We start from the raw sequence: 25,876 nt of genomic DNA, 5'->3' as shown, positions 1-25,876 counted from the left end.
AAAATCAAAAACCACAATTTCAGCTTTTTTGAAATTGTGGTTTTTAGTTTTATAATTTAGTTTTTCTAAAGATTTTCAAAGAAATCATTCCCTTTATCATCAGTGATAATAAAAGCAGGGAAATCTTTAATTGTGATTTTACGTACTGCTTCCATTCCTAGCTCTTCAAAATCAACAACCTCAACAGAAAGTATGTTTTCTTTTGCCAAAATAGCCGCTGGACCTCCAATTGACCCTAAATAGAATCCACCGTAGGTTTTACAAGCGTTCATCACAGCTTTGGTTCTGTTTCCTTTGGCCAGCATTACCATACTTCCACCATTTTTCTGGAATTCTTCAACATACACATCCATTCTACCAGCTGTTGTTGGTCCAAAACTTCCCGAAGCCATTCCTTCTGGTGTTTTGGCTGGGCCAGCATAATAGATTGGGTGATTTTTAAAGTATTCTGGCATTGGTTTACCCGCATCCAATAACTCTTTGATTTTGGCGTGTGCAATATCACGAGCTACGATTAACGTTCCATTAAGTTTCAAACGGGTTTTAATAGGATATTGCGATAATTTTTTAAGAATATCGGCCATTGGTTGATTCAAATCAATTTCAACAGCGGGTTCCAAATGTGGTGCTGTTTCTGGCAACAAACGTTTTGGATTTACTTCCAATTGTTCTACAAAAATACCGTCTTTGGTAATTTTTCCTTTGATATTTCTATCTGCTGAGCAGGAAACTCCCAATCCAACTGGACAAGAAGCAGCGTGACGTGGCAAACGAATTACTCGAACATCATGTGTGAAATATTTACCGCCAAATTGTGCTCCAATCTGACTTTCTTGACAAATTAATTGTACTCTTTTTTCCCATTCCAAATCACGGAAAGCTTGACCGGCCATGTTTCCAGAAGTAGGCAAATGATCAAAATATCCAGCGGATGCTTTTTTAACAGTTGCCAAATTTGCTTCCGCAGAAGTTCCTCCGATTACTAAAGCCAGGTGATACGGTGGACAGGCTGATGTTCCTAAGTCTCTAATTTTGGCACGAATAAACTCATCCATTGATTTTTCATTCAACAACGATTTTGTTTGTTGGTACAAATAGGTTTTGTTGGCAGAACCTCCACCTTTTGCTAAAAACAAAAACTCATAAGAAGCTCCTTTTTTGGCATAAATATCTATTTGAGCAGGGAGATTTGAACCTGAATTTTTTTCTTCAAACATACTTATCGGTACAATTTGAGAATAACGAAGGTTTCTTTCCTGATAGGTATTAAAAATCCCTTTTGAAAGCCACTCGGCATCATCAACGCCTGTATATACGTTTTCGCCTTTTTTGGCCATTACAATCGCCGTACCGGTGTCCTGGCAAGAAGGTAACTCTCCTTCGATAGCCACAACGGCATTCTGTAATAAATTATAGGCTACAAAACGGTCGTTATCGGTTGCTTCGGGATCGTCAAGAATTGATCTAAGTTTTTCTAAATGTGCTGTACGCAACATAAAAGAAACATCTTTCAACGCTTCTTGAGCCAACAATTCCAACCCTTTTGGGTCAACGGTCAAGATTTCTCTATCTCCGAGTTTTTCAACTTTTACAAAATCGGAAGTAATTTTACGGTATTGTGTATCGTCTTTTAAAATTGGATAAGGATCCTGGTATATAAAGTCCATAATATGATTTTTTTTTTAAAGAAAGCCAAATATAAGAATTGTTCAAAGAATCATAACTGATTTATATCAGCTTCCTAATTAAATAATTCGAAAATTGTATGTAACCTGATAAAAAATAACGGTTTGTTACCCTTATCTCATTCTTTCTATTGCTTAAATCATACTGTAACTTAAATTTTAATCCCTAATTTTTTAGATAAAAAACCAAAACATAACAATTAATTAATCAGGTATTTATACGCTTTTGTAATTATATCATAACAAATACATTTGCTTTTGTTAAAAAAATAATTATTCACTAATTAACCAAACAAAACCAAAATGAAAAAAAAATTACCCAAAATCATTGCTTTAACAATAGTTACAGCAATGTTTAGTTTGTCGTCATTTGGACAAAAAACGGAAAAAGGAATTAGTCAAAAAAGCCTATCCGATAATGGCTCACCAAGTTTAATAGCTTTTAATGAAAAATCAGAGTATAAAAAATCTGATTTTCAAAAAGCATTAAAGGATCAATTAAAATTAGCTGATAAACAAACCTATGCTAAAATAAAAGCGGAATCGGATAAAGATGGATTTACGCATGAAAAATTCCAATTGTATCATGAGGGAATTAAAGTAGAATTTGCAACTTACAGTATTCATTCTAAAAATGATAAAATAGCATCAATGAGTGGTGAATATTATGCGATCAACAAAGTAAATACCAAACCAACTCTTTCAGCTGAAGCTGCATTAGAAAAAGCTTTGAATCAAATTGGGGCAAAAAATTACTTGTGGGAAAATCAAGCAGATGCAGCAGTAATGAATTATGCCAAACCAAAAGGGGAACTGGTTTTGTTGCCGTCAATGGAAGAGCAAGGTCTTAAACGAAAAAAAGACAATGTTCGTTTGGCTTACAAATTTGATATCTATGCCACTAATCCGATAAGTCGTGGCGATATTTATATTGATGCCGAAACGGGACAAACGTTATTTTATAATGCTACCATTAAGCATTTGGGAGAATTTAGTCATTCAGGAAAAGCAATGTCTTCAGAAAAAAAAGGAACTAATTCGAACAATGTAAATTTTGCCGTTGTTGCTGCAAATGCTGCAACTCGATATAGCGGAACTCAGACATTACAAACAACTTTAAGCGGTTCGTCTTATATTTTATCGGATGGAACGAGAGGAAATGGGGTTCAAACGTATAATTCTGCAAGAACTGCAACCTATCCAACAACAAATTTTACGGATGCTGATAATAACTGGACAGCCGCTGAATTTAATAACACTAACAAAGACAATGGAGCCTTAGATGCTCATTGGGGAGCTGAAATGACATACGATTATTGGACAGCAGTGCATGGAAGAAATAGTTATGACAATGCTGGTGCAAAAATAAAAAGCTATGTCCATTATAATTTAATTGCGGCTGGTTACCCAGACAATAATAATGCTTTTTGGAATGGTAGTGTTATGACTTACGGAGATGGAAGTGGAACTGGTGGATTTGATATTCTTACCGCAATGGATGTTGCTGGACACGAAATAGGACATGCAGTTTGTACCTATACGGCAAATCTTGCCTATCAAAAAGAATCTGGGGCTATGAATGAAGCTTTCTCTGATATTTGGGGAGCCTGTATTGAATATAGAGCAGCACCAACAAAATCAACATGGCTAATTGGTGAAGATATCGAAAGAAGAACAGGACATTTGTCTTTGCGATCCATGAGCAATCCAAAAACAGAAGGACAGCCGGATACTTATGGTGGAACCAATTGGTATAATGTAAGTTGTACCCCATCAAGTGCAAACGATCAATGTGGTGTACATAGAAATTCAGGAGTTTTAAACCATTGGTTTTACATTTTATCAGTTGGTAAATCAGGCACAAATGATATTGGAAGCGCCTATAATGTTACAGGAATAACAATTGATAAAGCTGCCAAAATAGCCTATCGTTTAGAAAGTGTGTACTTGTCGGCAAACTCAACGTATGCCAACGCAAGAACCTACGGAATCCAAGCAGCTACAGATCTTTATGGAGCAGGTTCTGCAGAAGTAATAGCAACCACAAATGCTTTTTATGCAGTAGGTGTTGGAGCAGCCTATTCTGGTTCTTCAGATACTACTGCACCAACAGCACCAACAAGTTTGGCCGCTGCTGGAACCACATCAACTACTACAAATTTGACTTGGGCAGCTTCGACAGACAATGTAGCAGTAACTGGATATAATGTTTATAATGGTACTACGTTAGTGACAACGGTTACAGGATTAGCGTACACTGTAACTGGTTTAACAGCAAGTACTGCTTATACTTTCACAGTAAAAGCCAAAGATGCTGCAGGTAATCTTTCTACTGCAAGTACTGCAGTTAATGTAACTACAACGGCATCAACAATTACCTATTGTACTTCTAAAGGGAGCAGTGTTGCTTATGAATATATTGATAATGTAGCAATTGGAGGTATTGCAAATGTTACTGGTGCAAATGCAGGTTATGGAAACTTCACCAACTTAACTGGTAACTTGCCGTACGGTTCAAATACAATAATTTTGAGTGCGGCGTTTGCGAGTACAGCTTACACTGAATATTGGAGAGTTTGGATCGATTTTAATAAAAATGGAACTTTCGAGACTTCAGAGCAAATGGTAGCAGGTTCCTCTTCTCTAAGTACTAATCTTTCCTACACTTTTACTGTTCCAACAACTGCTTTGGCTGGAACTACAAGAATGAGAGTGTCTATGAAATACAATGCTGCTCAAACTGCTTGTGAAACATTCTCTTATGGAGAAGTAGAAGATTATACTGTAAATATAGGAGGTGCGGCTATCGCTGGAATTACGGCTAGTACTTTTGCAAGTGAGTTGGGCAATGAAGACAATCTTTTTGATTTCTCTCTATATCCAAACCCTTCTTCTAATTTTGTAAATGTTAAATTAGCAGACAATAGAGCATCTTCTTATAGGATTATGAATTTCTTGGGACAACAAGTTGATACAGGAAAATTATCTGAAAATGCTATTAATATTGGCAAATTAAGTGCCGGTACTTATTTTGTTGAAATAAATGATGGTCAAAAAACAATGACTAAAAAGTTGATTAAGAAATAATTTTCTTTTTATAAAAAAATGAAAAGCCTCCCAGAAATGTGAGGCTTTTTTATGTTTGATACTTTATTAAAAACAAAGTAAAAACTCCTATTTTATTGAATTTATAATAACAATTTATTTCTAAAAAAACCAACTCGCCACCAAAATAGCGGTTATTACACAAATTAAATCAACCAGAAGCATAGTGCTTAAAGCGTATCGGGTATTTTTTATGTTAACCGAACCAAAGTAAACCGCAATCACATAAAAAGTACTCTCGGCACTGCATTGAAAAATACTGCTTAATCTTCCCGTTAAGGAATCAGCACCAAAAGTATTCATAGAATCAATTAAAAATCCTCGTGAACCCGCAGAACTAAATGGTCTAAGCAATGCTACCGGTAAAGCATCTGTGATTTCTTTACTTACTCCCAAATTTGAAAATCCATAAGCAATCCATTCACTAATAATTTCAAACAAACTGCTGTTCCTGAACAAAGAAATAGCCACTAACATTCCTAGAACATAGGGAAAAATGGTAACGCCCGTTTTTACGCCATTATTGGCTCCGGACACAAAGGTTTCATAAACCGTTGTATTGGCTTCCGTGAATTTCTTTTCTTTAATAAAGGATAAGATCAATGTAAAAGCTATAATACCAACCAATATCAATGCAGAAAGATTGGATGTAAAATAATTTTTACCAATTAAATCCAAATGGTTTACATACATTAATAAACCGACAATTGCAGCTATCAATGTCATTAAACCGATTACCAAAGAGGCGCTTTTGAAATTAATTTTTTGTTTAATTCCAACAATCAAAAAAGCAGCAATTGTACCGATAAAAGAGGTGATAATACACGGCAACATAACATCGGCGGGATTGGTGGCATTTGCAGCCGCACGATAACCAATGATAGACGTTGCAATTAAGGTAAGTCCCGAGGCATGCAAACACATGAACATGATTTGAGCATCACTGGCTTTGTCTTTATCTGGGTTTATTTCTTGCAAACTTTCCATGGCTTTTAATCCAAAAGGGGTTGCAGCCGAATCCAATCCCAAGAAATTGGCGGCAAAGTTTAATGTCATATAGGAAATCGAAGGATGATTTTTGGGAATACTTGGAAACACTTTCACAAATACTGGACTCAAAACTCTAGCCAGTTTTTCTGTTGCACCCGAAATGATTAAAAGTTCCATCAGTCCACAGAAGAATGCCAAATAAGCAATAAGTGGTATGATTAAGTCGAGCAACGTACTTTTACAAGTTGGCAAAAGCCCATCTGATTTTTGAACACCACTGTAAATCTTTACGGTTTTGTTTTTATAAACATAAGTGGTATCCGCATTAATGGTATCTCTGTTGATTATCATTGTTTGATCTGGCGCATTTTTGATGCTGTCTTTGATGAAAACCGGAACTTGATTGATGTATTTTTCGGAAAGTAAAATGGGGTCGTCTTTTTTCCCATTCAAAATAAAATCTATCGTGTAACTATTACCCGTAAACAAACTAATTACAACAAATACAATCGAAGAAATGAAAATAGTGAGCCAAAATCTACTTAATACCATAATATAAAATTTTTGTAAATGTAATTATTTATAAAAGAAATGACCTAACAGGTTTTAAAAACCTGTTAGGTCTAGTAAATTTATACGTGAATAATCTCTTCTTCGATCAATAAATCTTCTCGTCGAAGGCGGAGGAAAATCTGGGCTACGGCAATAGTGTCTTTTTCGCAATAGGTTACAATGCGGTCAATGTCTTTGTCTACATAAAAAACGTGCCCAACTTGACTGCCGTCAATATCGCCTTTTGGCGATGGAATACCGAGTACTTTGCACATTAGTTTCAAAGAAGTGAAATGCTTGTAATCGCCAAATTTCCATAATTCTAGTGTATCCAAATGTGGAATCTCCCAAGGTTTCTTGCCGAATAGATTCAGTTTGTTGGGAATGGCAATCTGGTTGATAATCATGCGACGGGCGAGAAATGGAATGTCAAATTCTTTGGCATTGTGTCCGCACAAAACGTGTTGCGGTTGGTTGAAGTGATTGTTCACTAAATTATTAAAGTCGTTTAGGATTTTCTTTTCGTCTCCAAAAAAGGAAGTCACCCTAAAATTTCGAATATCACCTTTATTGGCAAAAAAACCCACTGAAATGCAAACGATTTTGCCAAATTCGGCCCAAATTCCGGCGCGGTCATAGAATTCTTCTCCAGAAAACTCGTCTTTTCGTTGGTATTGCGTTTTGTGTTCCCAAAGCAATTGCATTTCGGAATCTAGTGAATTGAAGTTTTCTTCTTCCGGAACGGTTTCTATATCGAGGAAGAGTATGTTGTTGAGGTTTATTTTTTCAATCATATAAATCACAGATTTAGTTCAGAATATTTTTTTCAGTTGAATCACTGATTTTCAATTCACAAATTTTCACAGATTTTAAATATACAAAAATGCAGATATGAATTTAAAAATAATTAAAATTTATTACAAAAAACAATTTGTGAAAATCTGTGTTGTGTCGTTTAAAACAAACTTTGCTGTGTACTAGGATTCTCGTGCTCCAACAACCATTTTTTGCGCCATAAACCTCCTGCGTAACCCGTGAGGGAACCGTCTGTGCCAATGACCCTGTGACAAGGAACAACAATCCAGAGTGGGTTTTTTCCGTTGGCGGAAGCTACAGCTCGGATTGCCTTTACATCTCCCAAAATTTTGGATTGTTCGAGATAGGTTCTGGTTTTCCCAAATGGAATCTCTACTAATGCCTTCCATACTTTTTGTTGGAATTCGGTTCCTTTTGGATTGAGTTTGAAATCAAAATCGGTTCGTTTTCCTTCGAAATAATCGTTAAGTTGTGTAACGGCTTCTTGTAAAATAGTCGGAATATCTGCCGAAACAATTCCTCCATCGGAAACAGAAATTACTGATATTCCGTTTTCATCACCTGTAATTGTGGCAATTCCCAAAGGGGTTTTGATATAAACTGTTTCCATAATTTTGAATAAATTGAACTGCAAAGTACACACCCGAGCGAAGGCGAACTAACGAAGTAAAGTTAGAGCAAAGTTCGCAAAGGATTTTAAAAGGATGAAAAATAAAAAAAAACCACTCGTTTACACAAATGGTTCTTGTTTTTTAGCCCTGATGAAAATGGAAAGCCTCGATGGAATAAACCAATTTTTTCTTGTGCTGCAAGAGCGACCAACGGAAGCTCCTTGCGGCACAATAGAAAAAAAGGTTTATGACAGAGAGCTTGTAATGAACAGCAGGAAAGAGCTCCTCCTTCGACGACAAAGTTCAGGTTAAAGTTCTATTTCAAATAAGAATTAATATAGGCTTCTAATGCTTGTAATTCTTCGTCTGACATTTCTTCGGTGATAGCAAAATTGGTTTTCATAACTGCAAATTGGCTAGGATCGACAATTGGTTCACTGTCACCTTTTAAAAACGTAACGATATTGCCTTTTTTATCTTTGTATATTTTGGCAATGTCTTGTAAACTAGGTCCTACAAGTTTTTTATCAGGTAAATGGCAGGCAACGCAATTTCCTTTGGTTATAAAAATTTCTTTTCCCAAATCTTCGGGTGTTTTAAGGTTTTCTGCAGTAGTTTCAGGCTTACCGAATGACTCCTGACTTTCTTTTTTACAAGAGAAGAATGTTAGAATAGCGAATAATAAAAGTACTTTTTTCATAGTATGTGAAATTTATTTTAATTGGTCAAATAGGGTATCGTCTTTTGGCTTAAATGGTTTTTATTTGTTTAAAAGTATGGCAGCTTCTTTGGCAAAATAAGTCGAAATTAGACTGGCTCCTGCACGTTTGATACACATCAATTGCTCCATCATAATTTTGTCGTGATCCAACCAACCTCTTTCGGCAGCGGCTTTGATCATGGCGTATTCACCCGATACGTGGAAAACAGTTACAGGGACATTTACCGCGTTTTTTACTTCGCGAACGATATCCAAATAGGCGATACCTGGTTTTACCATTACCATATCGGCTCCTTCTTCGACATCAGATAACGCTTCTTTGATGGCTTCGATGCGGTTGGCATAATCCATTTGATAGGTTTTCTTGTCTTTTGGAACGGCTACTTCGGATTCTCTTGGTGCACTGTCTAAGGCATCGCGGAAAGGTCCGTAAAATGCTGAAGCATATTTGGCTGAATAACTCATGATTCCCACATGATGAAATCCTGCTGCGTCTAGTCCTTCACGCAAACGCATGACGCGTCCGTCCATCATGTCTGATGGCGCTACAAAATCGGCTCCCGCTTGTGCATGTGAGACCGCCATTTTTACCAAAGCTGCAACAGTAGAATCGTTTTCGACATCGCCATTGGCAATAATTCCGTCGTGACCGTAAATAGAATAGGGATCCAAAGCCACATCCGGCATTACAATCATCTCTGGACATGCGGCTTTGATAGCACGAATAGCTTGTTGCATCAAACCGTTTGGATTCCATGCTTCAACACCTTCATTGTCTTTCAAATCTTCGCTCACTTTTACATAAATATTGACTGCACGAATTCCTAAATCGTAAATTTCTTTGACTTCTTTTACTGTCAAATCAATAGAACGACGGAAGATTCCTGGCATAGAAGGAATAGCAACATTTACATTTTCTCCTTCTGCAATGAACATCGGGAACATAAAATCGGTTGGACTTAATGTAGTTTCACGAACCAAACTTCTGATGGATTCGTTGACTCTTAAACGGCGGTTTCTGTGTAATGGGAACATAATAATTTTAGGTTTTAGTCCCGAAAGCTAGCGGGAGCAGATTATATGATTTATAATATTAAAGTCCTGTTTTTTGATGAATGGTTTCGAACACTTCTTTTACTTTCTTTGGAGGATCAAAACGATATCCTACCGTAACATTTAAAGTCGAAACAGTATCATTCAATTGTATTTTGGCGTCACTATTTTGAACAAATGCAATATAATTTACATTTAAAAAAGAAAAAAACGAATCGGTATTGTATCCTGCTTTAAAACTAGTACTTGACTCCAAAATACCCGAAATATCACTGTCAATATTACTAATTCCGCCTCCGATAGACAAACCTGTCGATAGTAAAACCCTGTTATTAATTACAAAATTATAATAATAGGATGGCGATAGTGTCATTTCGAAAATGTCACTTTGTGAATTTGGATTTCCATCATTCAAATCTAGATTGGTATAAAAGAATGAAAAATTCGGAATAAAACTTCCGGAACTTTTGGTTTGCCATTCTTTTTGATTCGCTATTGTTTTAAATGAAAAATTAGGATTAAAAATATATGAGGTTACTCCACCAACTTTTGTTGATCTTAACCTCTGAAAAGGAATTGTTAAGTTATCTTCCTTCACATAAAACCCTTTTTGATTGATAAAACTCAGCGTCTGCATCCATTGGTTTACGATGAATCGCGTACTGATATTAAACAGTTTTGAACTGCCGTTGTCTTTGTTTACATCAAAAAACTGTGGTGAAAATCCATAAGAGATATCGGCAAATTTATAGGAAATACTCATTCCTATTTGTTCTCTCCGATTCGGAATTAAGTCCAAAGTAGTTTTGGATCCATCAGTATTGGTGTTTACGAATTGGAAATTATTAGAAACATCCAAATAATACAAACTGGCAATCACTTTGTCATCATACGTTTTGAAATACGGATTGGGAGCAGTACTTTCTTGAGCATAACAGTCAAGAATACCGCCAATCAGAATCAACCAAAACGTTTTTACAACCATTCTTTTGGATTTTCTAAAGTTACAATTAATTTCTCTTCTTCACTTCCCGCTTCTGGATGATGATCGTACACCCATTGCACGTGCGGTGGCAAACTCATCAAGATACTTTCTATTCGACCGTTGGTTTTTAAGCCAAACAAAGTGCCTTTGTCGTGTACCAAATTGAATTCGACATAACGGCCACGACGGATTTCCTGCCAAGTCCTTTGTTCTGGGGTATAGTCTAAATTTTTTCTTCTTTCGACTATCGGAACGTATGCTTCTAGGAAACTATTCCCGACTTCACTAACAAAGTCAAACCAATTTTCCATAGAAAACTCGTCGGTTGCTTTGCAATAATCAAAGAATAAACCGCCAATTCCTCTGGCTTCGTTTCTGTGCGCATTCCAAAAATAAGCGTCACATTGTTTTTTGTATTTTGGATAAAAATCTGGATTGTGTTTGTCACAAGCCATTTTGCAGGTTTGGTGAAAATGAATAGCATCTTCTTCAAACAAGTAATAAGGGGTTAAATCCTGACCACCACCAAACCATTGCTGAATCACGTTTCCATTATCATCGTACATTTCGAAATAGCGCCAATTGGCATGAACCGTTGGCACCATTGGATTTTTTGGATGCAAAACCAAACTCAATCCGCAGGCAAAAAAATCGGCTTCGCCTACATTGAACATTTTTTGCATCGCTTCGGGCAATTTTCCGTGTACTGCCGAAATGTTGACTCCGCCTTTTTCAAAAACTGCTCCGTTTTCGATTACACGAGTACGACCTCCACCGCCTTCTGGACGATCCCAAAGGTCTTCACGGAATTTGGCTTGACCATCAACGGTTTCCAATCCTGCACAGATTTGGTCTTGAAGGTTTTGTATGTATGCGTAAAATTTATTTTTCATTCGTATATTCATATAATTCCATATCTAAGGAAAGTTCATAGGTAGGAGTAAATTCATCAACAAGTGTTCTTTGCCAAACAAAACCATTATTTTCAGCCACTTTAATACTTGCCAAATTGGTTTTGTGTGCTATGATTTGAAGGATTTCCAAATTTAATTCGTTGAAAGCATAATTCGAAATGGCTTTCACGGCTTTTGTAACCCAACCTTTGCGTTCATATTCTTTGCCTATACAATAAGCTATTTCTGCTTGTTTGGTTTGCCAATCTACTTTTTTGAGAATAACAAGTCCCATTATATTCTGGGTTTCATTTTCTTTTATTGCAAATGTAAAACCAGATTTGATTTCAAATTCGATTATTTTACTTTCAATATATCTTTCGGTTGCTTCCAACGTCAAATTACTGGAAAGCGTTTTAGGAAAATATCTTTTGAATCTTTCGGCATTAGTGATCATTAATCTACTAAGACTTTTAGTGTCTCCTGTCTCTAATGGTGCAATATGGAAAGCTTCTTGTTTATTCATTAGTAGCTCTAGCGACAGCTATTTTGTTAAAAATCCCAAACGAAAAGGTCTTGCTTTCTGCTTGGACATAATTGTAAATGGCAATCGCTTTTGGAGAAAAATCAAACTGACTTTCATTAGAAAAAGCGACTAAAAAATCAGCAAATAACTCCAACTGATTCCAGTCAAAATTAAGGCGTTGTAAATGAACGATTAATTCTTCTTCCGTAAACTCGGTAAGACTTTCGACATTCATCGCCAAGCCTTTTAAGTCATTTTCTAAGAATAGAAGGTCTTCCAAATTCCAAAACTTAGGCACATAAACCAATGTCATCAACTTTTTGAGTAGATTGTCTATTCGAATACTTTCTTGGTCTCTTAGGCCTTTGTTGAGCATTTTTCCCTTTATTTCCTGCAAGGTCTTTTTCAAACCTTGTAGGTATTACTTTTTGATAGTCGCACTCAAACATACCTACAAGGTTTGGAAAAAACCTTGCAGGAGATTTACTAAAAACTTCTAACTAATTTCCGTATTCCTTCACCGCATCAATAAATGCTTTGGCGTGGTCTACTGGAATATTTGGTAAAATTCCGTGCCCTAAATTAACGATGTATTTGTCTTTTCCGAACTCGTCAATCATTTCATGGACCATTTTCTTGATAACTGGAATTGGAGAAAGCAAACGACTTGGGTCAAAATTTCCTTGTAAAGTGATGTCTCCTCCCGAAAGGTATCTTGCATTTCGTGGGGAACACGTCCAATCTACTCCTAATGCTGAAGCTCTACTTTTACCCATTTCACCAAGGGCAAACCAACATCCTTTTCCGAAAACAATTACTGGTGCGTCATCGGCCAAGGCTTCAACGATTTGATTAATGTATTTCCAGGAGAACTCCTGATAATCAACAGGAGAAAGCATTCCTCCCCAAGAATCAAAAATCTGAACGGCATCTACTCCCGCTTTTACTTTTTCTTTTAGGTATAAAATGGTGGTATCCGTGATTTTTTGCAATAAAACATGAGCCGCTTCTGGATGTGTAAAACAAAATCCTTTGGCGGTATCAAAACTTTTAGAACCTTTTCCTTCAACTGCATAACAAAAGATTGTCCAAGGTGAACCAGCAAAACCAATTAACGGTACTTCGTCATTCAACATTTCTTTGGTTAATTTGATGGCGTCCATCACATAGCCCAAAGTTTCCTGAATATTAGGAACAATCACTTTCTCCACATCTTGAATAGTACGAATCGGATTTGGCAAAAACGGTCCAAAACTTTCTTTCATCAAAACCTCAATTCCCATGGCTTGTGGCACTACCAATATATCCGAGAATAAAATAGCAGCATCGGGAGCAATTCTACGTATAGGTTGCACCGTAATTTCGGCAGCCAATTCTGGGGTTTGACAACGGGTGAAGAAATCATATTTGTCACGCAACGCGATGAATTCCGGCAAATATCTTCCAGCTTGACGCATCATCCAAACAGGTGGACGTTGTACTGTTTCTCCTTTTAAAGCTTTTAAAAATAAATCGTTCTTTATCATTTTTTATTCGTTTTTTTTAATTCCCCCTTCGGGGGTTAGGGGGATTACTTATATTCTTCAATCACGTCTTCAATCACGTCTTCAATACTGGGTTGATCTGCGACGATGATGTTTTTTGTTATTTTATCTAATGCTTGAGCAGTGGTTTCGCCTATGCAAAAGCAAATTTCTTTCTTTATACTATTGTCCTTTAGGTAACTTTCAACGCCAGATGGACTGTAAAACAATATGGCATCAATTTTTTCCTTTATCTTTATCGGTGTCAATAGCGTTTCGTATACCTGAATCTCATTGAATTTTATTCCTGCTTCTTTTAGTGCTTTTGGAAGTGTTTCTTTACGCAGATTTCCACTAAAGAATGTGTAGCTTTCTTGGCTATAAATTAAAGCAATAATTTCGGCTAAGTCAGCAGCATAACCCGTGTAGGCCACTACATTAAATCCGGCTTCGGATAATAAAATTTTCGTTTTTAGTCCAACGCAAAAAACGTTCTTGGTTTTCAAATCGTCAACATTTGCGTTTTCCAAAACACTTTGTGCTGCATTTTGACTGGTAAAAATCAAATTGTCGTTGATGGCATTGAGTTCGAATTTTTGCTTTTTAGTCGAAATGAAATCCTCCTCGAATACTTCAAAACCAGCACTTAAAAGTTGCAGTCGCTGAATATCCGTCAGGGTTTTAGTGGATAATAAAACTGTTTTATTCATTTTTTATTTTTTGATTCATTCTGAAAAAAGCTAATTGTTTCTCTGTTAGCCCCGATAGAAGGGAAAATCCCGAGCTTTTTTTGCGAGTATTTACTTCACTATACTTTTATTTTCATAGGAGTTCAGTGAACTTCGTTTGGAATGAGAGCGGGAACCCAACTTTCCAAAAAGGCACCATCTTTCGCTCCTTATTTTTTCAAACTCTCTTTTATGCTTGCCATCAGTTGGTCTCCTCCTTTTTCGAGGATTTCTTTAGCAGAGTTATATCCTAGTTTTTTCCATTCTTCGATAGGCACAATCTTGTTCACTTCGATTCTTTGTATTCCGTCGAGTGAAAATAAAACGCCTTCAAAATGGATTGTATCTTGGTCTTCATCGTATTTTGCCAGAGCTCCAATTGGTGCTGTACAACCGCCTTCGAGTGTTTTTAAAAATTGCCTTTCGATGTGCGTACACACTTCGGTTTCTATATCATTTAATTGTGCAACAGCATCTCGGCAGAATTCGTCGTTTGCCATAGCTACAATTACCATCGCTCCTTGTGCAGGTGCAGGAATCATCCAATCAAGGTTGATGTAATTTTCTGGTTTTAAATTGATGCGTTCTAGGCCTGCAGCAGCAAATACAGCTCCGTTCCAATCGTTTTCTTGTAGTTTTTGCATACGAGTGTTTACGTTTCCACGCAAATCAACTATGGTGTGATTGGGATATTTATTCCACCATTGGGCTTGACGACGCAAACTTCCAGTAGCGATAGTTGCTGAATTGTTGAGAAAATCAAGATTTCCTTTATGTACCAAAATATCCAAAGTATTGGCTCTTTCCAGAACCGCTGCCTGAACAATACCAATAGGCAATGCTGTTGGAACATCTTTCATAGAATGCACCGCAATATCTACTTGACCATTAATCATGGCAATGTCAAGGGTTTTGGTAAAAATCCCTGTAATTCCCAATTCATACAAGGGTTTATCCAGAATAATGTCACCCTGAGATTTAACGGCAATAATTTCGGTTTTATAGCCTAAATCGTTTAGTTTTTTTTCGACTGTGTGGGCTTGCCATAAAGCGAGTTCGCTATCGCGGGTTCCTATGCGTATAGCGCCCCTGGTTTCCGAAGGGGAAGCTGTTGAAGTGGAATTTGATTTCTTATTCATTAAATTAAACTGTTATACTACTTTAGTAGTAGTTCCCCCTTCGGGAGTTAGGGGGCTAATTTGAAATACTTTTTCGATCCAATCAATGCTTTCATCTACCATAGTATCTTCATTCTTGAGATGGTTGGCAAAATGGGTGGTGATTTTTTGGATTATTCTAGAACTGATTATTTCAGCTTGTTCTTCGTTGAAGTTGGATAACTTTTTACTTTGAAAAACCAATTCTGATTTTTTAATATCGTTTAATTTTTCTTTTAAGGCATTTATGGTTGGAGCAAATTTTCTTAATTTAGTCCAAGCTATAAATTCTTCTTTAATTTCTTCTATAATGGCTTCAGCAGCAGGAATATGTGTTTTTCTGTTTTCCAAAGTTTCATCTGTCATTTGCGATAGATGATCCATATGTATTAAAGTAACGCCTTCTAGGTCTTTTACATTTTCATTTACATTTTTTGGAATCGACAAATCCAAAATTAACAATGGTTTTTTCAAATTCAAAATGGCTTTGTCAATTGTCGGATTTTGTGCGCCTGTAGCCACCACTACTACATCGGCTTTTTGCAATTCTAAATGTAATTTGGAGTAATCTTTAACAATTAGATTCAATTTTCCAGCTAATTTCTCTGCTTTGTCTTTGGTTCTATTGATTAAAGTGATGTGCTCATTTTTGGTATGCTTTACTAAATTTTCACAGGTATTTCGTCCTATTTTTCCTGTTCCAAAAAGCAATATATTTTTGTTTCCAATGTCAGGAACGTTTTTCATTATGTATTGAACCGATGCAAAAGATACAGAAGTAGCACCGGAACTGATTTCGGTTTCGTTTTTGATTTTCTTGCTGGATTGTATTACTGCATTCACCAATCGTTCCATAAAAGCATTAGCCAATCCCATAGCTTTTGCTTCGGCAAACCCATTTCGTATTTGACTAATGATCTCGAAATCGCCTAAGATTTGACTATCTAGACCTGTTCCTACACGAAATAAATGTGATATCGCCTCTTGATTTTTGAAAACATAGGCTACTTTTTGAAAATCTTCTACGGTACCATTACTGTTCTCGCAAAGCAGTTTTATCAATTGAAAAGGGTGTTCGGCATAACCATAAATCTCTGTTCTATTGCAGGTTGAAGTAACAAATAGACTTTGTATTCCTTCATTTTTGGCTTGTTCGAGCAAACGTGTTTTAGCTACAGTGTCTAAACTAAATTTACCCCTTATTTCGGCATCGGCTTTTTTGTAGCTAAGCCCAATGGAATAAAAATATACGTTTTTAAGTACGTTGGAATTTTTCATATATACACTATAACTTAAGTTTAACAAAACTATAACTATCCTTTTTATAAAAGTAACGCTAAAAGTTCTTTTTGTGTCGCTGAATGTTTTTTTAGATTTAATTCGTTATTTTTTAATAAAAACTATTACTTTTGCACTGTTTTTGAGGGTTTAAATCCGTATTAATTAGAATGATTCCAAATAAACACAGTTGATAATTATCATATTTAATTTAAAAAAACATCGCTATGGGTTCAGTAGATACTATAACAATTGAAGATGATTTTACCCTAATCCGTTTTCAAAATGATAGCGAGACTGCTTTTTTTGCACAACGGGAACTAAGTAGTGGTTTGATACAGTTTCATTTTGGATTAAAAGGTACTGTAAAATTTTTATTCAATCAAGGTAATTATGCATTAGAATTGAAAGAAGAAAAGTCTTTGCTTTTGTATAATCCTCAAACAGAATTACCGCTTAATTTAGAATTGGCTCCAAATTCTTGGGTGATCTCGGTAATTATTTCTATAAAAAAATTCCACACTTTATTTTCTTCAGAAGCCAATTACATCACTTTTTTGAGTGATGACAATAAGGATAAAAAATATTATAAAGAAGATGATATTAGCCCTTCTATGGCAATTGTATTGAGTCAATTGTTTCATTATAGTTTGCATCCTTCTATTAAAAACTTGTATTATAAAGGGAAAGGATATGAATTATTGAGTTTGTATTTTAACCGTTCCGAAGATCCAAATGCAGAACAATGTCCTTTTTTAATAGATGAAGATAATGTTTTTAAAATTAAAAAAGCCAAGGAAATTATTATTACTAATATGGTCGAACCTCCGGGTTTACAAGAATTAGCAGATGAAATTGGCTTGACTTTGAAAAAGCTCAAATTGGGTTTCAAACAAATTTATGGTGATACCGTTTATGGTTTTCTGTTTGATTATAAAATGGATTATGCTCGTAAATTATTGGATAGCGGCTCCTATAATGTCAATGAAGTAGGATTGAAAATTGGATATAGTACGGGGAGTCATTTTATTGCAGCATTCAAAAAGAAATTTGCAACAACACCCAAAAAATATTTGATGTCTATTAATTCAAAACTTTAACTGTTTTGGTAAACAGCCAAAAGCATCAGCTTTCTATATCAAACAATAATTAAATAATAGTTAACTTCAATTTATTCAATAGTAAGTTTAGTTACTTTTGAAATATCAAAAAATAAAATCGAAATATGAAAGGCGTATTATTAGTCAACTTAGGTTCACCAGAAAGTCCAACTCCAAAAGATGTAAAACCTTATTTAGATGAGTTTTTAATGGACAAATATGTGATAGATGTTCCATATTTGTTAAGAGCTTTATTAGTTCGAGGAATTATTTTACAAACAAGACCAAAAAAATCAGCGGCAGCTTATGCAAAAGTTTGGACAGATGAAGGCTCGCCTTTAGTAGTAATTTCCAAAAGAATGCATGAAAAGGTAAAACCTCAAGTTGATGTGCCAGTAAGTTTGGCAATGCGTTATGGAAAACCTTCGATATTATCTGGTCTTCAGGAATTACACGATAAGGGAGTTACCGAAGTTTTGCTTTTTCCTTTATACCCACAACACGCCATGGCGTCTACTACTACTATATTGGTTTTGGCTGAAGAATTACGTAAAAAACATTTCCCAGAAATGAAATTTACCATTGTTCCTGCTTTTTATAATAAACCCGATTATATTAAAAACCTTGCTGATTCTATCCAAAAGAGCTTGGAAACTTTTGAATACGATCACTTGTTGTTTTCATATCATGGCATACCGGAGCGTCATGTTCGTAAAACGGATGTAACCAAATCACATTGTAAAATTGACGGCTCTTGTTGTAATACACCTTCGCCTGCACATGAATTTTGTTACCGCCATCAATGTTATGAAACCACAAAACAGGTGGTTAAGCTTTTAGGCATTTCGGAAGATAAATACAGTCAAACTTTTCAATCTCGATTGGCTGGAGATAAGTGGTTAACGCCTTACACTGATGTTGAAGTCAATAAAATGCCTGAGAAAGGAATTAAGAATCTAGCAGTTGTTACGCCAGCATTTGTTTCGGATTGTTTGGAAACTCTTGAAGAAATTGCCATGGAAGCCAATCATCAATTCAAGGAAAACGGTGGTGAAAATTTCTTGGCTATTCCTTGTTTGAATGATAGCGACGAATGGTGTGTAACTGTAAGCAATTGGATTAATGAATGGGCGAAAAACTAGTTGATTTTTGATAACAGATTTCTATAGTTTTCTGAAAAAAGGAATGAAAAATTATTTTGTTGGATCAATACTATTCGCTTTCAGTTCAAAATAATAAAATCGTAATCACAAATTCAAATGGCCATAACCTCCGAAGAATTAGGTACGCAAGACATAAAAAAACTCTTGATTAAACAAGCGGTTCCTTCTTCTATCGGTATCCTTTTTATGTCTGTTAATATTCTTATTGACACGATTTTTGTCGGACAATGGATTGGATCTCTTGCTATTGCAGCACTAACGGTTGTTTTGCCAATAACTTTTTTGATTTCATCTTTGGGAATGGCAATTGGAGTAGGGGGAGGTTCCGTGCTTTCTCGAGCTTTGGGTTCTAATAATCGAGAGAAAGCCAAACACGTTTTTGGAAATCAGATTGTGTTGACATTTTTATTGTCGACTGTTTTTGCACTAATTGGTCTTTTTTTTAGTGATCAAATGCTGTTGCTTTTTGGAGCGAAAGGGGGAATTATGAAACCCGCCAGAGAATTCTTTATCCCAATCATCATTTGTGTTCCATTTTTGGCACTTTGTATGATGGGAAACAATATTATAAGAGCCGAAGGTAAAGCCAAATTTGCTATGGTTGCCATGATTGTTCCTGCTTTTGCCAATATAGCACTTGATATTGTTTTTATTAAATGGATGAATCTGGGCGTATTTGGTGCGGCGATGGCTACTTCTATTTCTTATTTTATGTGTTTTCTATTCGTGCTTTGGTTTTTTATATCCAAAAGCGAATTACAGTTAAAGGCAAGACATTTTAAATTTCAGATTACAATTTTAAAAGAAATCACCGAATTGAGTTTTGTAACCTTCTCTAGGCAGGGAGTAGTTAGTATATTGGCTATTATATTAAATCACACTTTGTACAGTTATGGAGGAGAACATTCTATAGTTGTCTATGGTATTATAAGTCGAATGTTGATGTTTGCTTTGTTTCCAATTTTGGGTATAACACAAGGGTTTTTACCTATAGCAGGTTATAATTATGGTGCCAAAAATGTGGAAAGAGTTCGAGAAAGTGTGATTATTTCCATTCAATATGCTGCTATTTTAGCTACTATTATTTTTGTTTTGATTTTATTTTTTGCCGAACCAATAGTTAGTATTTTTACAACCGATCTCCGAGTGATTAGAGAAACACCAAATGCTTTGCGATGGGTTTTTGCGGCATCACCCATTATTGCCATACAACTTATTGGAGCCGCTTATTTTCAAGCAGCGGGAAAAGCGAAGAAAGCATTGCTATTGACACTGACCAAACAAGGCTTTTTCTTAATACCTTTAGTGCTTATTTTACCACATTTTTTAGGTATTTTTGGAGTGTGGATTGCTTTTCCTATTTCGGATGTATTGTCTACTATTATAACCGCTTATTACCTAAAAAAAGAAATGAATATTAAACCCAAATTTGCAACTAATGGAGTATTATAATTATCTAAAATCGTTACACCTTATATTTGTTATTACTTGGTTTGCTGGTTTATTTTATATTGTTCGACTATTTGTTTATCAAATAGAAGCTGCTGATAAAGCTTCACCAGAAAAAGAAATTTTGCAAAAACAATACAAAATAATGTCTTATCGTTTGTGGTACATTATTACATGGCCCTCAGCAATTTTGGCGAGTATTTTTGCTTTTTGGATGTTGTTTTTTACGGATATTGGAGCTGCTTGGTTGCAAATGCCTTGGATGCATGTTAAACTTCTTTTTGTCTTTATATTATATTTGTATCATTTAAAATGCCAACAAATTTTTAGACAGTTGCAGGACGATGTAGTGAAATATAGTACCAATTTTATGAGATTGTGGAACGAAGTAGCTACTATAATTTTATTTGCAGTTGTTTTTTTAGTGATTTTAAAAAATGCTGTAAACTGGATTTACGGAGTAATAGGAATCTTTGTGTTTTCGATTTCTATAATGTTAGGTTTTAAATTTTATAAAAATATAAGAGAGCGAAATAAATCGTAATTATGTTTGAAAATTTCAAGATTCCTTTAATATCATTACGGGTCAGAATCTTTCTGTCAATGATTTTTTTAATCATTACTACTTCTATAATATTAATTACCATTTCGATTGTACAACACAAAAATACTACCAAAAAATACAATTTAGGACTCATAGAAAACAAAGAAAATTATGTAAAAAAGCATATCAATTATATGCTTTCAAATACTACTTTTCCTTTGACGAATGAGAATATAAAAATTATTTTCAAAGATAAAATTTATGAAATATCAGACATTCAGAACGTTGAAATTCAAATTTATTCTTTGGATGGTAATCTGTTAAAATCATCTAAGGAATCCTTTTCTGTTCAAAAGCAAACTCCCGTAATTTCAAAATTCATAATTCGATTGGTAAATGCTTCAATTGACAAAAGATTTGTTGAAATCAAAACAATCAATGGTATCAAATACCGATCAGCATATAGTTTAATAAAAAACAAAAAGTTTAAACCCATTGGTATTCTAAAATTACCTGATATTCCAGATAATGGGTATTACGAAAGAGAGTTAAATAATTTTTTAATTCATTTAGCTCAAGTATATTTTTTTATGATCGTAATTGCTTTTGGTTTAGCTTATATTCTTTCTTCCTTTATTACTAAACCTATTTATGCTTTTGCTGAAAAACTAAAAGAAACCAGTTTAAATCAAAAAAACGAAACAATTCCTTTTTCTGGAAAAATAAAAGAAATAAATATGCTATTGCTGGCATACAACAGAATGATTGAGGAACTCGAAAGAAACGCAATTGTACTGGCTCAAAACGAAAGGGATTTAGCTTGGCGGGAAATGGCTAAACAAGTGGCTCACGAAATTAAAAACCCATTGACGCCTATGCGTCTTACAATTCAAAGTTTCCAGCGCAAATTCAATCCTGAAGATCCAAATATTAAACAAAAACTAAATGATTTTTCGGAATCTTTAATTCAACAAATTGACACCATGAGTGCCGTTGCTTCTGCATTTTCTGATTTTGCTTCTATGCCTTTGCAAAAAAATGAGGTATTGAATGTAGTTGAAATAGTTGAACTTACATTGGATATTTTTCATGAAGATTACATTGTTTTTGAATGTGATGACAAAGAAATTATCTGTAAAATAGATCGTACTCAACTCATACGGATTATCACAAATTTAGTCAAAAATGCCACACAGGCTATTCCTGAAAATCAAGAAACAAAAATGATACTCGTTTCTATAAAACGTTCATTTGATCAAGTCATAATTTCGATAAAAGATAATGGAACAGGAATAAATCCTGAACATACTGACAATATATTTGAACCAAAATTTACCACAAAAAACAGTGGCATGGGTTTAGGACTTGGAATCATCAAAAACATAATAGAAAACTACAACGGAACAATTACCTTTGAAACCAAATTTGGAAAAGGAACTATTTTTACTGTAACGTTACCAATAATTAACTCATAACTAAAAATATAATGAATTACGAGAACCTTTTAATTTCAATAGAAAATAATATTGCTACGGTGGTAATCAATAGACCAACGAAACTAAATGCCTTGAATATTGCTACAATCAAAGACTTGAATAAAGCTATTAAAGTATTGGGTAAAAATAAAGAAGTCCAAGTGATTATTCTTACTGGAAGTGGAGAAAAAGCTTTTGTTGCCGGTGCCGATATTTCTGAGTTTGCCCATTTTACAATTGAGGAAGGAACTCAACTGGCTTTTCAAGGGCAGGATATGCTATTTGATTTTATTGAAAATCTAAAAACTCCTGTCATTGCTGCTATAAATGGTTTTGCACTGGGGGGCGGATTAGAGTTAGCCATGGCTTGTCATTTTAGAGTAGCTTCTGATAACGCAAAAATGGGATTGCCCGAAGTTTCTTTGGGTGTGATTCCGGGTTATGGAGGAACACAACGTTTGCCACAATTAATTGGTAAAGGGCGTGCTATGGAAATGATTATGACTGCTGGCATGATTTCTGCTGACGAAGCTAAACAATACGGCTTGGTTAATCACGTCGTTCCACAATTCGAATTATTAGAATTTTGTGCTGGAATTGCCCAAAAAATCATGAAAAACTCTCCTTATGCCATTGGAAGAGCCATTAAAGCGATTAATGCTAATTTTATAGATGGTAAAAATGGGTATGAAATTGAAATTAAAAATTTTGGAAAATGTTTTGGAACAGAGGATTTCAACGAAGGTACCAAAGCTTTTTTAGAGAAAAGAAAAGCAGTTTTTACCGGGAAATAGGTTTTAATTCAAAAAAATATTAAGTAAAAAGGCTATTCAAATTAATTTTGTATAGCCTTTTTCTAATATTAAATCTTTGAGGTAATAAATTTTTATTCGTTTTATTTATTTGATATTACTACTTTTCTTTTTTTGAAAACTATGATTTTTTATTTAACAAAAAGAAAATTTTTAAGACTTTTGGTTTTATAATAAATTAACAGCCACAATCATTTCCGCCGCAATTTTTTTTCGATTTTTTTTTGAAGAAGAATTTTCGAATTAAAAAAGCTATTGCAATGCTGAGTATTAAAAAAGCTATTATTTCCTGAAACATAATCTTTTATTTTAATATTTGAAAAGCAATCAGTGCTATGAAATAGGCTAAACCACTCATAATTATTAGTTGTCCAGCGGGCCATTTCCAAGAGTTAGTTTCTTTTTTGGTAATGGCTAGTGTACTGGCACACTGCATGGCAAACGCATAGAATAACAGTAGTGATATGCCAGAAGCAAAATTAAATATTTTCTTTCCGGTCACTGTATTTACTTCAGCCGCCATTTTGTTTTTAATAGTGTCTTCATTATCAGATCCACCCACGCTATATATTGTTGCCAAAGTCCCTACAAAAACTTCTCGAGCTGTAAAAGAACTGATGATGGCAATCCCAATTTTCCAATCGTAGCCCAATGGAGAAATTATTGGTTCTATACCTCTTCCCATTAAACCAATATAGGAGTTTTCTAGTTTTTGTGAAGCAACAGCATTGTTAAACTCGGATGGTGTTAATGGATTTTCTTTGTGGCTTTCCATTATTATTTTTTCTGCGTTTTTAAACTGTTTTCCTGGCCCGTAAGAAGCCAAAAACCATAAAACTACGGATATTGCCAAAATGATTTTTCCTGCGCCAAAAACAAAGGCTTTCGTTTTTTCGATTACATTGATTGCCACATTTTTAAATAAGGGTAATTTATAATTGGGCATTTCGACCACAAAAAAAGTTTTGCCTTTTACTTTTAAAATACTATTCAAAATATAAGCCGCCAAAATTGCGGTTCCAAAACCTATAACATACAAAAGCATCAATGTTAAACCTTGTACATTCAATATTCCTAAAACATAAGTATCAGGGATAACTAAACCTATAATAATGGCATATACGGGTAATCGTGCCGAACAGGTAGTAAATGGTGTTACTAATATGGTGATTAAACGTTCTTTCCAGTTTTCTATATTTCGAGTAGCCATTATTGCTGGAATTGCACATGCTGTTCCAGATATTAAAGGAACAACACTTTTGCCCGAAAGTCCAAAACGGCGCATAATTTTGTCCATCAAGAAAACAACACGACTCATATATCCACTTTCTTCTAGAATGGAAATAAATAAAAATAAAAAAGCAATTTGTGGGATAAAAATTAATATCCCTCCAACTCCTGGAATAATTCCCTGCGAGATTAAATTGGTTAGCATTCCGGCTGGTAAATGTTCACTTGCTAAAGTGCTTAAATTTGCAAATGTACTATCAATAAAATCCATGGGTATTTTTGACCATTCGAATATGGATTGAAATATTACAAATAAAATCAGGAAGAATATAACATAACCCCAAACTTTGTGAGTGAGTATTCGGTCTATTTTGGATCGGAAATCTTTGGCCAAGCTGGAATCAATTTTTAAACCAACTTTTAAAACATCATTAATAAATTGATACCGTTTAATGGTTTCTTTTTGTTGCAATCGCTTCAAATCAGAATGTGTTTTTGTAAAAGAACTGCGGATTTCATTTCGTTCTAAATTCAAAAAGTTTACATCTTGAGTGATGACTAACCACAATTTGTACAACAATTGATTGGGAAATGCTTGTCGTAAGCTTTCAAAATAAGGAGCGTCAATTACTGATGCATTCAAACAAGGTTCGCTCGATATGGTTTTGTAGGTTACTATTAAATTTTTTAATTCTTCTATTCCATATCCTTTTCTGGAACTGATCAGCGCAATTTTTGTTTTTAAGCGTTCTTCAAGATACGGTATATCAAGTGTAATTCCTTTGGATTTCATTCGATCTGCCATATTGATGACTAGAATGGTAGGAATTTCAAGGTCTTTTATTTGTGTATATAGGAGTAGATTCCGTTTTAGATTTTCTACATCTGTGACTACTAAAGCTACATCTGGATAGAGGCGGTCATTTTTGTTGAGTAATAATTCGATTACGACACTTTCGTCAATAGAACTGGCGTTTAAACTGTATGTTCCCGGTAAATCAAGAATATTGGCTTTGATATTATTGGGTAGTTTGCAAAAACCTATTTTTTTTTCTACTGTAATTCCAGGATAATTACCCACTTGTTGATTTAATCCCGTAAGTTGATTAAAAACCGAAGTTTTACCTACGTTTGGATTTCCAATTAAAGCAACGTTAATGTTCTTTAAACTCATATTTTTTTGTTATTAATGAGTTCCACATTAATAAGTTTGGCTGTTTCAATACGGATGGCTAGATGGGAACCATTAATATCCAAATACAATGGATCTCCAAAAGGAGCAATTTGAAGTAATTCGACTTCATTGCCAGGCAAACAACCCATTTCGAGTAATTTCAATGGAATAACATCAATATCAAAATCCAGTATAATGGCTTTTTGGCCTTTTTTGAGAGAATGTATCGTTGTTCGCAAAGCTTATTTAGATTGAATTAAGATTGCAAAAATACATTTTTTATTATAATTATAGCTGATAATTATC

Annotated in this window: 25 protein-coding genes; 8 read left to right on the top strand and 17 right to left on the bottom strand. The window is 34.7% G+C overall.

From position 1 onward, the window contains the following. Positions 1 to 65 precede the first annotated feature (65 nt). Positions 66 to 1,667 (bottom strand): fumarate hydratase, encoded by a 1,602-nt coding sequence (locus tag OYT91_RS13295; protein ID WP_269224403.1) that lies wholly within the window; start codon positions 1,665 to 1,667, stop codon positions 66 to 68. Positions 1,668 to 1,988: 321 nt separating this feature from the next. Here OYT91_RS13295 and OYT91_RS13290 point away from each other — a divergent pair, with 321 nt between their 5' ends. Next, complete coding sequence (locus OYT91_RS13290; RefSeq protein ID WP_281238350.1) at positions 1,989 to 4,772, top strand: M4 family metallopeptidase; 2,784 nt, start codon at positions 1,989 to 1,991, stop codon at positions 4,770 to 4,772. 120 nt (positions 4,773 to 4,892) lie between these two features. Here OYT91_RS13290 and OYT91_RS13285 read toward each other — a convergent pair whose 3' ends face one another. From OYT91_RS13285 to OYT91_RS13275, 3 genes are all read right to left on the bottom strand, one after another. Next, positions 4,893 to 6,332, bottom strand: coding sequence for a spore maturation protein (locus OYT91_RS13285; protein WP_281238349.1), 1,440 nt, complete (start codon positions 6,330 to 6,332; stop codon positions 4,893 to 4,895). A gap of 80 nt (positions 6,333 to 6,412) precedes the next feature. Beyond that, the gene (locus OYT91_RS13280) at positions 6,413 to 7,126 is read right to left on the bottom strand and encodes a 3'-5' exonuclease (protein ID WP_269224414.1); all 714 of its coding nucleotides are present in this window, start codon (positions 7,124 to 7,126) and stop codon (positions 6,413 to 6,415) included. 161 nt (positions 7,127 to 7,287) lie between these two features. Next, a complete protein-coding gene (locus OYT91_RS13275; protein WP_281238348.1) occupies positions 7,288 to 7,758 on the bottom strand; it encodes a methylated-DNA--[protein]-cysteine S-methyltransferase in 471 nt (156 codons plus the stop codon). Positions 7,759 to 7,852: 94 nt separating this feature from the next. Here OYT91_RS13275 and OYT91_RS13270 point away from each other — a divergent pair, with 94 nt between their 5' ends. Beyond that, positions 7,853 to 8,071, top strand: a complete 219-nt coding sequence (locus OYT91_RS13270) for a hypothetical protein (protein ID WP_281238347.1) — start codon at positions 7,853 to 7,855, stop codon at positions 8,069 to 8,071. Between the two features lie 4 nt (positions 8,072 to 8,075). Here the strand turns inward: OYT91_RS13270 and OYT91_RS13265 are convergent, their stop codons facing one another. The 10 genes from OYT91_RS13265 to hemA all read right to left on the bottom strand — a co-directional run bounded on the left by OYT91_RS13265 (position 8,076) and on the right by hemA (position 16,623). Then, positions 8,076 to 8,459, bottom strand: a complete 384-nt coding sequence (locus tag OYT91_RS13265) for a c-type cytochrome (RefSeq protein WP_281238346.1) — start codon at positions 8,457 to 8,459, stop codon at positions 8,076 to 8,078. A gap of 60 nt (positions 8,460 to 8,519) precedes the next feature. Continuing rightward, positions 8,520 to 9,515: a porphobilinogen synthase gene (gene hemB, locus OYT91_RS13260; protein ID WP_281238345.1), complete on the bottom strand. Its 996-nt coding sequence runs from the start codon at positions 9,513 to 9,515 to the stop codon at positions 8,520 to 8,522. A 58-nt stretch (positions 9,516 to 9,573) separates the two neighbouring features. Beyond that, positions 9,574 to 10,518, bottom strand: coding sequence for a DUF4421 family protein (locus tag OYT91_RS13255; RefSeq protein WP_281238344.1), 945 nt, complete (start codon positions 10,516 to 10,518; stop codon positions 9,574 to 9,576). After that, a complete protein-coding gene (gene hemF / locus OYT91_RS13250; RefSeq protein WP_281238343.1) occupies positions 10,509 to 11,411 on the bottom strand; it encodes an oxygen-dependent coproporphyrinogen oxidase in 903 nt (300 codons plus the stop codon). The genes OYT91_RS13255 and hemF overlap by 10 nt, the downstream gene beginning before the upstream one ends. After that, entirely contained in the window at positions 11,401 to 11,937 is a 537-nt protein-coding gene (locus tag OYT91_RS13245; protein ID WP_281238342.1) for a GNAT family N-acetyltransferase, read from the bottom strand. Before OYT91_RS13245 ends, hemF begins: the two co-directional genes overlap by 11 nt. Further along, on the bottom strand, positions 11,930 to 12,346 hold the full coding sequence (locus OYT91_RS13240) for a hypothetical protein (RefSeq protein WP_281238341.1): 417 nt from the start codon (positions 12,344 to 12,346) through the stop codon (positions 11,930 to 11,932). Before OYT91_RS13240 ends, OYT91_RS13245 begins: the two co-directional genes overlap by 8 nt. Positions 12,347 to 12,437: 91 nt before the next feature. Next, positions 12,438 to 13,463 (bottom strand): uroporphyrinogen decarboxylase, encoded by a 1,026-nt coding sequence (gene hemE, locus OYT91_RS13235; RefSeq protein WP_269224421.1) that lies wholly within the window; start codon positions 13,461 to 13,463, stop codon positions 12,438 to 12,440. Positions 13,464 to 13,507: 44 nt separating this feature from the next. Continuing rightward, positions 13,508 to 14,170, bottom strand: a complete 663-nt coding sequence (locus OYT91_RS13230; protein ID WP_281238340.1) for a uroporphyrinogen-III synthase — start codon at positions 14,168 to 14,170, stop codon at positions 13,508 to 13,510. A gap of 188 nt (positions 14,171 to 14,358) precedes the next feature. Then, the gene (hemC, locus tag OYT91_RS13225) at positions 14,359 to 15,327 is read right to left on the bottom strand and encodes a hydroxymethylbilane synthase (protein ID WP_281238339.1); all 969 of its coding nucleotides are present in this window, start codon (positions 15,325 to 15,327) and stop codon (positions 14,359 to 14,361) included. 12 nt (positions 15,328 to 15,339) lie between these two features. Beyond that, the gene (hemA, locus tag OYT91_RS13220) at positions 15,340 to 16,623 is read right to left on the bottom strand and encodes a glutamyl-tRNA reductase (protein WP_281238338.1); all 1,284 of its coding nucleotides are present in this window, start codon (positions 16,621 to 16,623) and stop codon (positions 15,340 to 15,342) included. Positions 16,624 to 16,850: 227 nt separating this feature from the next. Between hemA and OYT91_RS13215 the strand changes: the two genes are divergently transcribed. The 6 genes from OYT91_RS13215 (at position 16,851) to OYT91_RS13190 (ending at position 23,148) form a co-directional block, all read left to right on the top strand. After that, a complete protein-coding gene (locus OYT91_RS13215; RefSeq protein WP_281238337.1) occupies positions 16,851 to 17,723 on the top strand; it encodes an AraC family transcriptional regulator in 873 nt (290 codons plus the stop codon). 125 nt (positions 17,724 to 17,848) lie between these two features. After that, the gene (gene hemH, locus OYT91_RS13210; protein WP_281238336.1) at positions 17,849 to 18,865 is read left to right on the top strand and encodes a ferrochelatase; all 1,017 of its coding nucleotides are present in this window, start codon (positions 17,849 to 17,851) and stop codon (positions 18,863 to 18,865) included. Positions 18,866 to 18,982: 117 nt separating this feature from the next. Further along, positions 18,983 to 20,338, top strand: a complete 1,356-nt coding sequence (locus tag OYT91_RS13205) for an MATE family efflux transporter (RefSeq protein WP_281238335.1) — start codon at positions 18,983 to 18,985, stop codon at positions 20,336 to 20,338. Beyond that, the gene (locus tag OYT91_RS13200; protein ID WP_281238334.1) at positions 20,325 to 20,879 is read left to right on the top strand and encodes a CopD family protein; all 555 of its coding nucleotides are present in this window, start codon (positions 20,325 to 20,327) and stop codon (positions 20,877 to 20,879) included. The genes OYT91_RS13205 and OYT91_RS13200 overlap by 14 nt, the downstream gene beginning before the upstream one ends. Before the next feature lie 59 nt (positions 20,880 to 20,938). Beyond that, the gene (locus OYT91_RS13195) at positions 20,939 to 22,354 is read left to right on the top strand and encodes a sensor histidine kinase (RefSeq protein WP_269224426.1); all 1,416 of its coding nucleotides are present in this window, start codon (positions 20,939 to 20,941) and stop codon (positions 22,352 to 22,354) included. Between the two features lie 11 nt (positions 22,355 to 22,365). Then, positions 22,366 to 23,148: an enoyl-CoA hydratase/isomerase family protein gene (locus OYT91_RS13190; RefSeq protein ID WP_281238333.1), complete on the top strand. Its 783-nt coding sequence runs from the start codon at positions 22,366 to 22,368 to the stop codon at positions 23,146 to 23,148. Between the two features lie 196 nt (positions 23,149 to 23,344). On the opposite strand, the gene OYT91_RS13185 is transcribed toward OYT91_RS13190, so the two are convergent. Genes OYT91_RS13185 through OYT91_RS13175 form a run of 3 tightly spaced genes read right to left on the bottom strand, consistent with a single transcriptional unit; the run spans position 23,345 to position 25,809 of the window. Beyond that, the gene (locus OYT91_RS13185; protein WP_281238332.1) at positions 23,345 to 23,464 is read right to left on the bottom strand and encodes a FeoB-associated Cys-rich membrane protein; all 120 of its coding nucleotides are present in this window, start codon (positions 23,462 to 23,464) and stop codon (positions 23,345 to 23,347) included. Between the two features lie 6 nt (positions 23,465 to 23,470). Further along, a complete protein-coding gene (feoB, locus tag OYT91_RS13180; RefSeq protein ID WP_281238331.1) occupies positions 23,471 to 25,570 on the bottom strand; it encodes a ferrous iron transport protein B in 2,100 nt (699 codons plus the stop codon). Then, a complete protein-coding gene (locus OYT91_RS13175; RefSeq protein ID WP_269224428.1) occupies positions 25,567 to 25,809 on the bottom strand; it encodes a FeoA family protein in 243 nt (80 codons plus the stop codon). The genes feoB and OYT91_RS13175 overlap by 4 nt, the downstream gene beginning before the upstream one ends. Positions 25,810 to 25,876: the final 67 nt, after the last annotated feature.

It is taken from the genome of Flavobacterium praedii, from assembly GCF_026810365.1.
Taxonomy (GTDB): Bacteria; Bacteroidota; Bacteroidia; order Flavobacteriales; family Flavobacteriaceae; genus Flavobacterium; species Flavobacterium praedii.
This window is presented reverse-complemented; position numbering and strand designations above follow the sequence as displayed.

What these genes read in the sequence shown, in the direction of transcription:
- OYT91_RS13295 (WP_269224403.1), bottom strand. Translation starts at nt 1,667, where the DNA reads ATGGACTTTATATACCAGGATCCTTATCCAATTTTAAAAGACGATACA.
- OYT91_RS13290 (WP_281238350.1), top strand. Translation starts at nt 1,989, where the DNA reads ATGAAAAAAAAATTACCCAAAATCATTGCTTTAACAATAGTTACAGCA.
- OYT91_RS13285 (WP_281238349.1), bottom strand. Translation starts at nt 6,332, where the DNA reads ATGGTATTAAGTAGATTTTGGCTCACTATTTTCATTTCTTCGATTGTA.
- OYT91_RS13280 (WP_269224414.1), bottom strand. Translation starts at nt 7,126, where the DNA reads ATGATTGAAAAAATAAACCTCAACAACATACTCTTCCTCGATATAGAA.
- OYT91_RS13275 (WP_281238348.1), bottom strand. Translation starts at nt 7,758, where the DNA reads ATGGAAACAGTTTATATCAAAACCCCTTTGGGAATTGCCACAATTACA.
- OYT91_RS13270 (WP_281238347.1), top strand. Translation starts at nt 7,853, where the DNA reads ATGAAAAATAAAAAAAAACCACTCGTTTACACAAATGGTTCTTGTTTT.
- OYT91_RS13265 (WP_281238346.1), bottom strand. Translation starts at nt 8,459, where the DNA reads ATGAAAAAAGTACTTTTATTATTCGCTATTCTAACATTCTTCTCTTGT.
- hemB (WP_281238345.1), bottom strand. Translation starts at nt 9,515, where the DNA reads ATGTTCCCATTACACAGAAACCGCCGTTTAAGAGTCAACGAATCCATC.
- OYT91_RS13255 (WP_281238344.1), bottom strand. Translation starts at nt 10,518, where the DNA reads ATGGTTGTAAAAACGTTTTGGTTGATTCTGATTGGCGGTATTCTTGAC.
- hemF (WP_281238343.1), bottom strand. Translation starts at nt 11,411, where the DNA reads ATGAAAAATAAATTTTACGCATACATACAAAACCTTCAAGACCAAATC.
- OYT91_RS13245 (WP_281238342.1), bottom strand. Translation starts at nt 11,937, where the DNA reads ATGAATAAACAAGAAGCTTTCCATATTGCACCATTAGAGACAGGAGAC.
- hemE (WP_269224421.1), bottom strand. Translation starts at nt 13,463, where the DNA reads ATGATAAAGAACGATTTATTTTTAAAAGCTTTAAAAGGAGAAACAGTA.
- OYT91_RS13230 (WP_281238340.1), bottom strand. Translation starts at nt 14,170, where the DNA reads ATGAATAAAACAGTTTTATTATCCACTAAAACCCTGACGGATATTCAG.
- hemC (WP_281238339.1), bottom strand. Translation starts at nt 15,327, where the DNA reads ATGAATAAGAAATCAAATTCCACTTCAACAGCTTCCCCTTCGGAAACC.
- hemA (WP_281238338.1), bottom strand. Translation starts at nt 16,623, where the DNA reads ATGAAAAATTCCAACGTACTTAAAAACGTATATTTTTATTCCATTGGG.
- OYT91_RS13215 (WP_281238337.1), top strand. Translation starts at nt 16,851, where the DNA reads ATGGGTTCAGTAGATACTATAACAATTGAAGATGATTTTACCCTAATC.
- hemH (WP_281238336.1), top strand. Translation starts at nt 17,849, where the DNA reads ATGAAAGGCGTATTATTAGTCAACTTAGGTTCACCAGAAAGTCCAACT.
- OYT91_RS13205 (WP_281238335.1), top strand. Translation starts at nt 18,983, where the DNA reads ATGGCCATAACCTCCGAAGAATTAGGTACGCAAGACATAAAAAAACTC.
- OYT91_RS13200 (WP_281238334.1), top strand. Translation starts at nt 20,325, where the DNA reads ATGGAGTATTATAATTATCTAAAATCGTTACACCTTATATTTGTTATT.
- OYT91_RS13195 (WP_269224426.1), top strand. Translation starts at nt 20,939, where the DNA reads ATGATTTTTTTAATCATTACTACTTCTATAATATTAATTACCATTTCG.
- OYT91_RS13190 (WP_281238333.1), top strand. Translation starts at nt 22,366, where the DNA reads ATGAATTACGAGAACCTTTTAATTTCAATAGAAAATAATATTGCTACG.
- OYT91_RS13185 (WP_281238332.1), bottom strand. Translation starts at nt 23,464, where the DNA reads ATGTTTCAGGAAATAATAGCTTTTTTAATACTCAGCATTGCAATAGCT.
- feoB (WP_281238331.1), bottom strand. Translation starts at nt 25,570, where the DNA reads ATGAGTTTAAAGAACATTAACGTTGCTTTAATTGGAAATCCAAACGTA.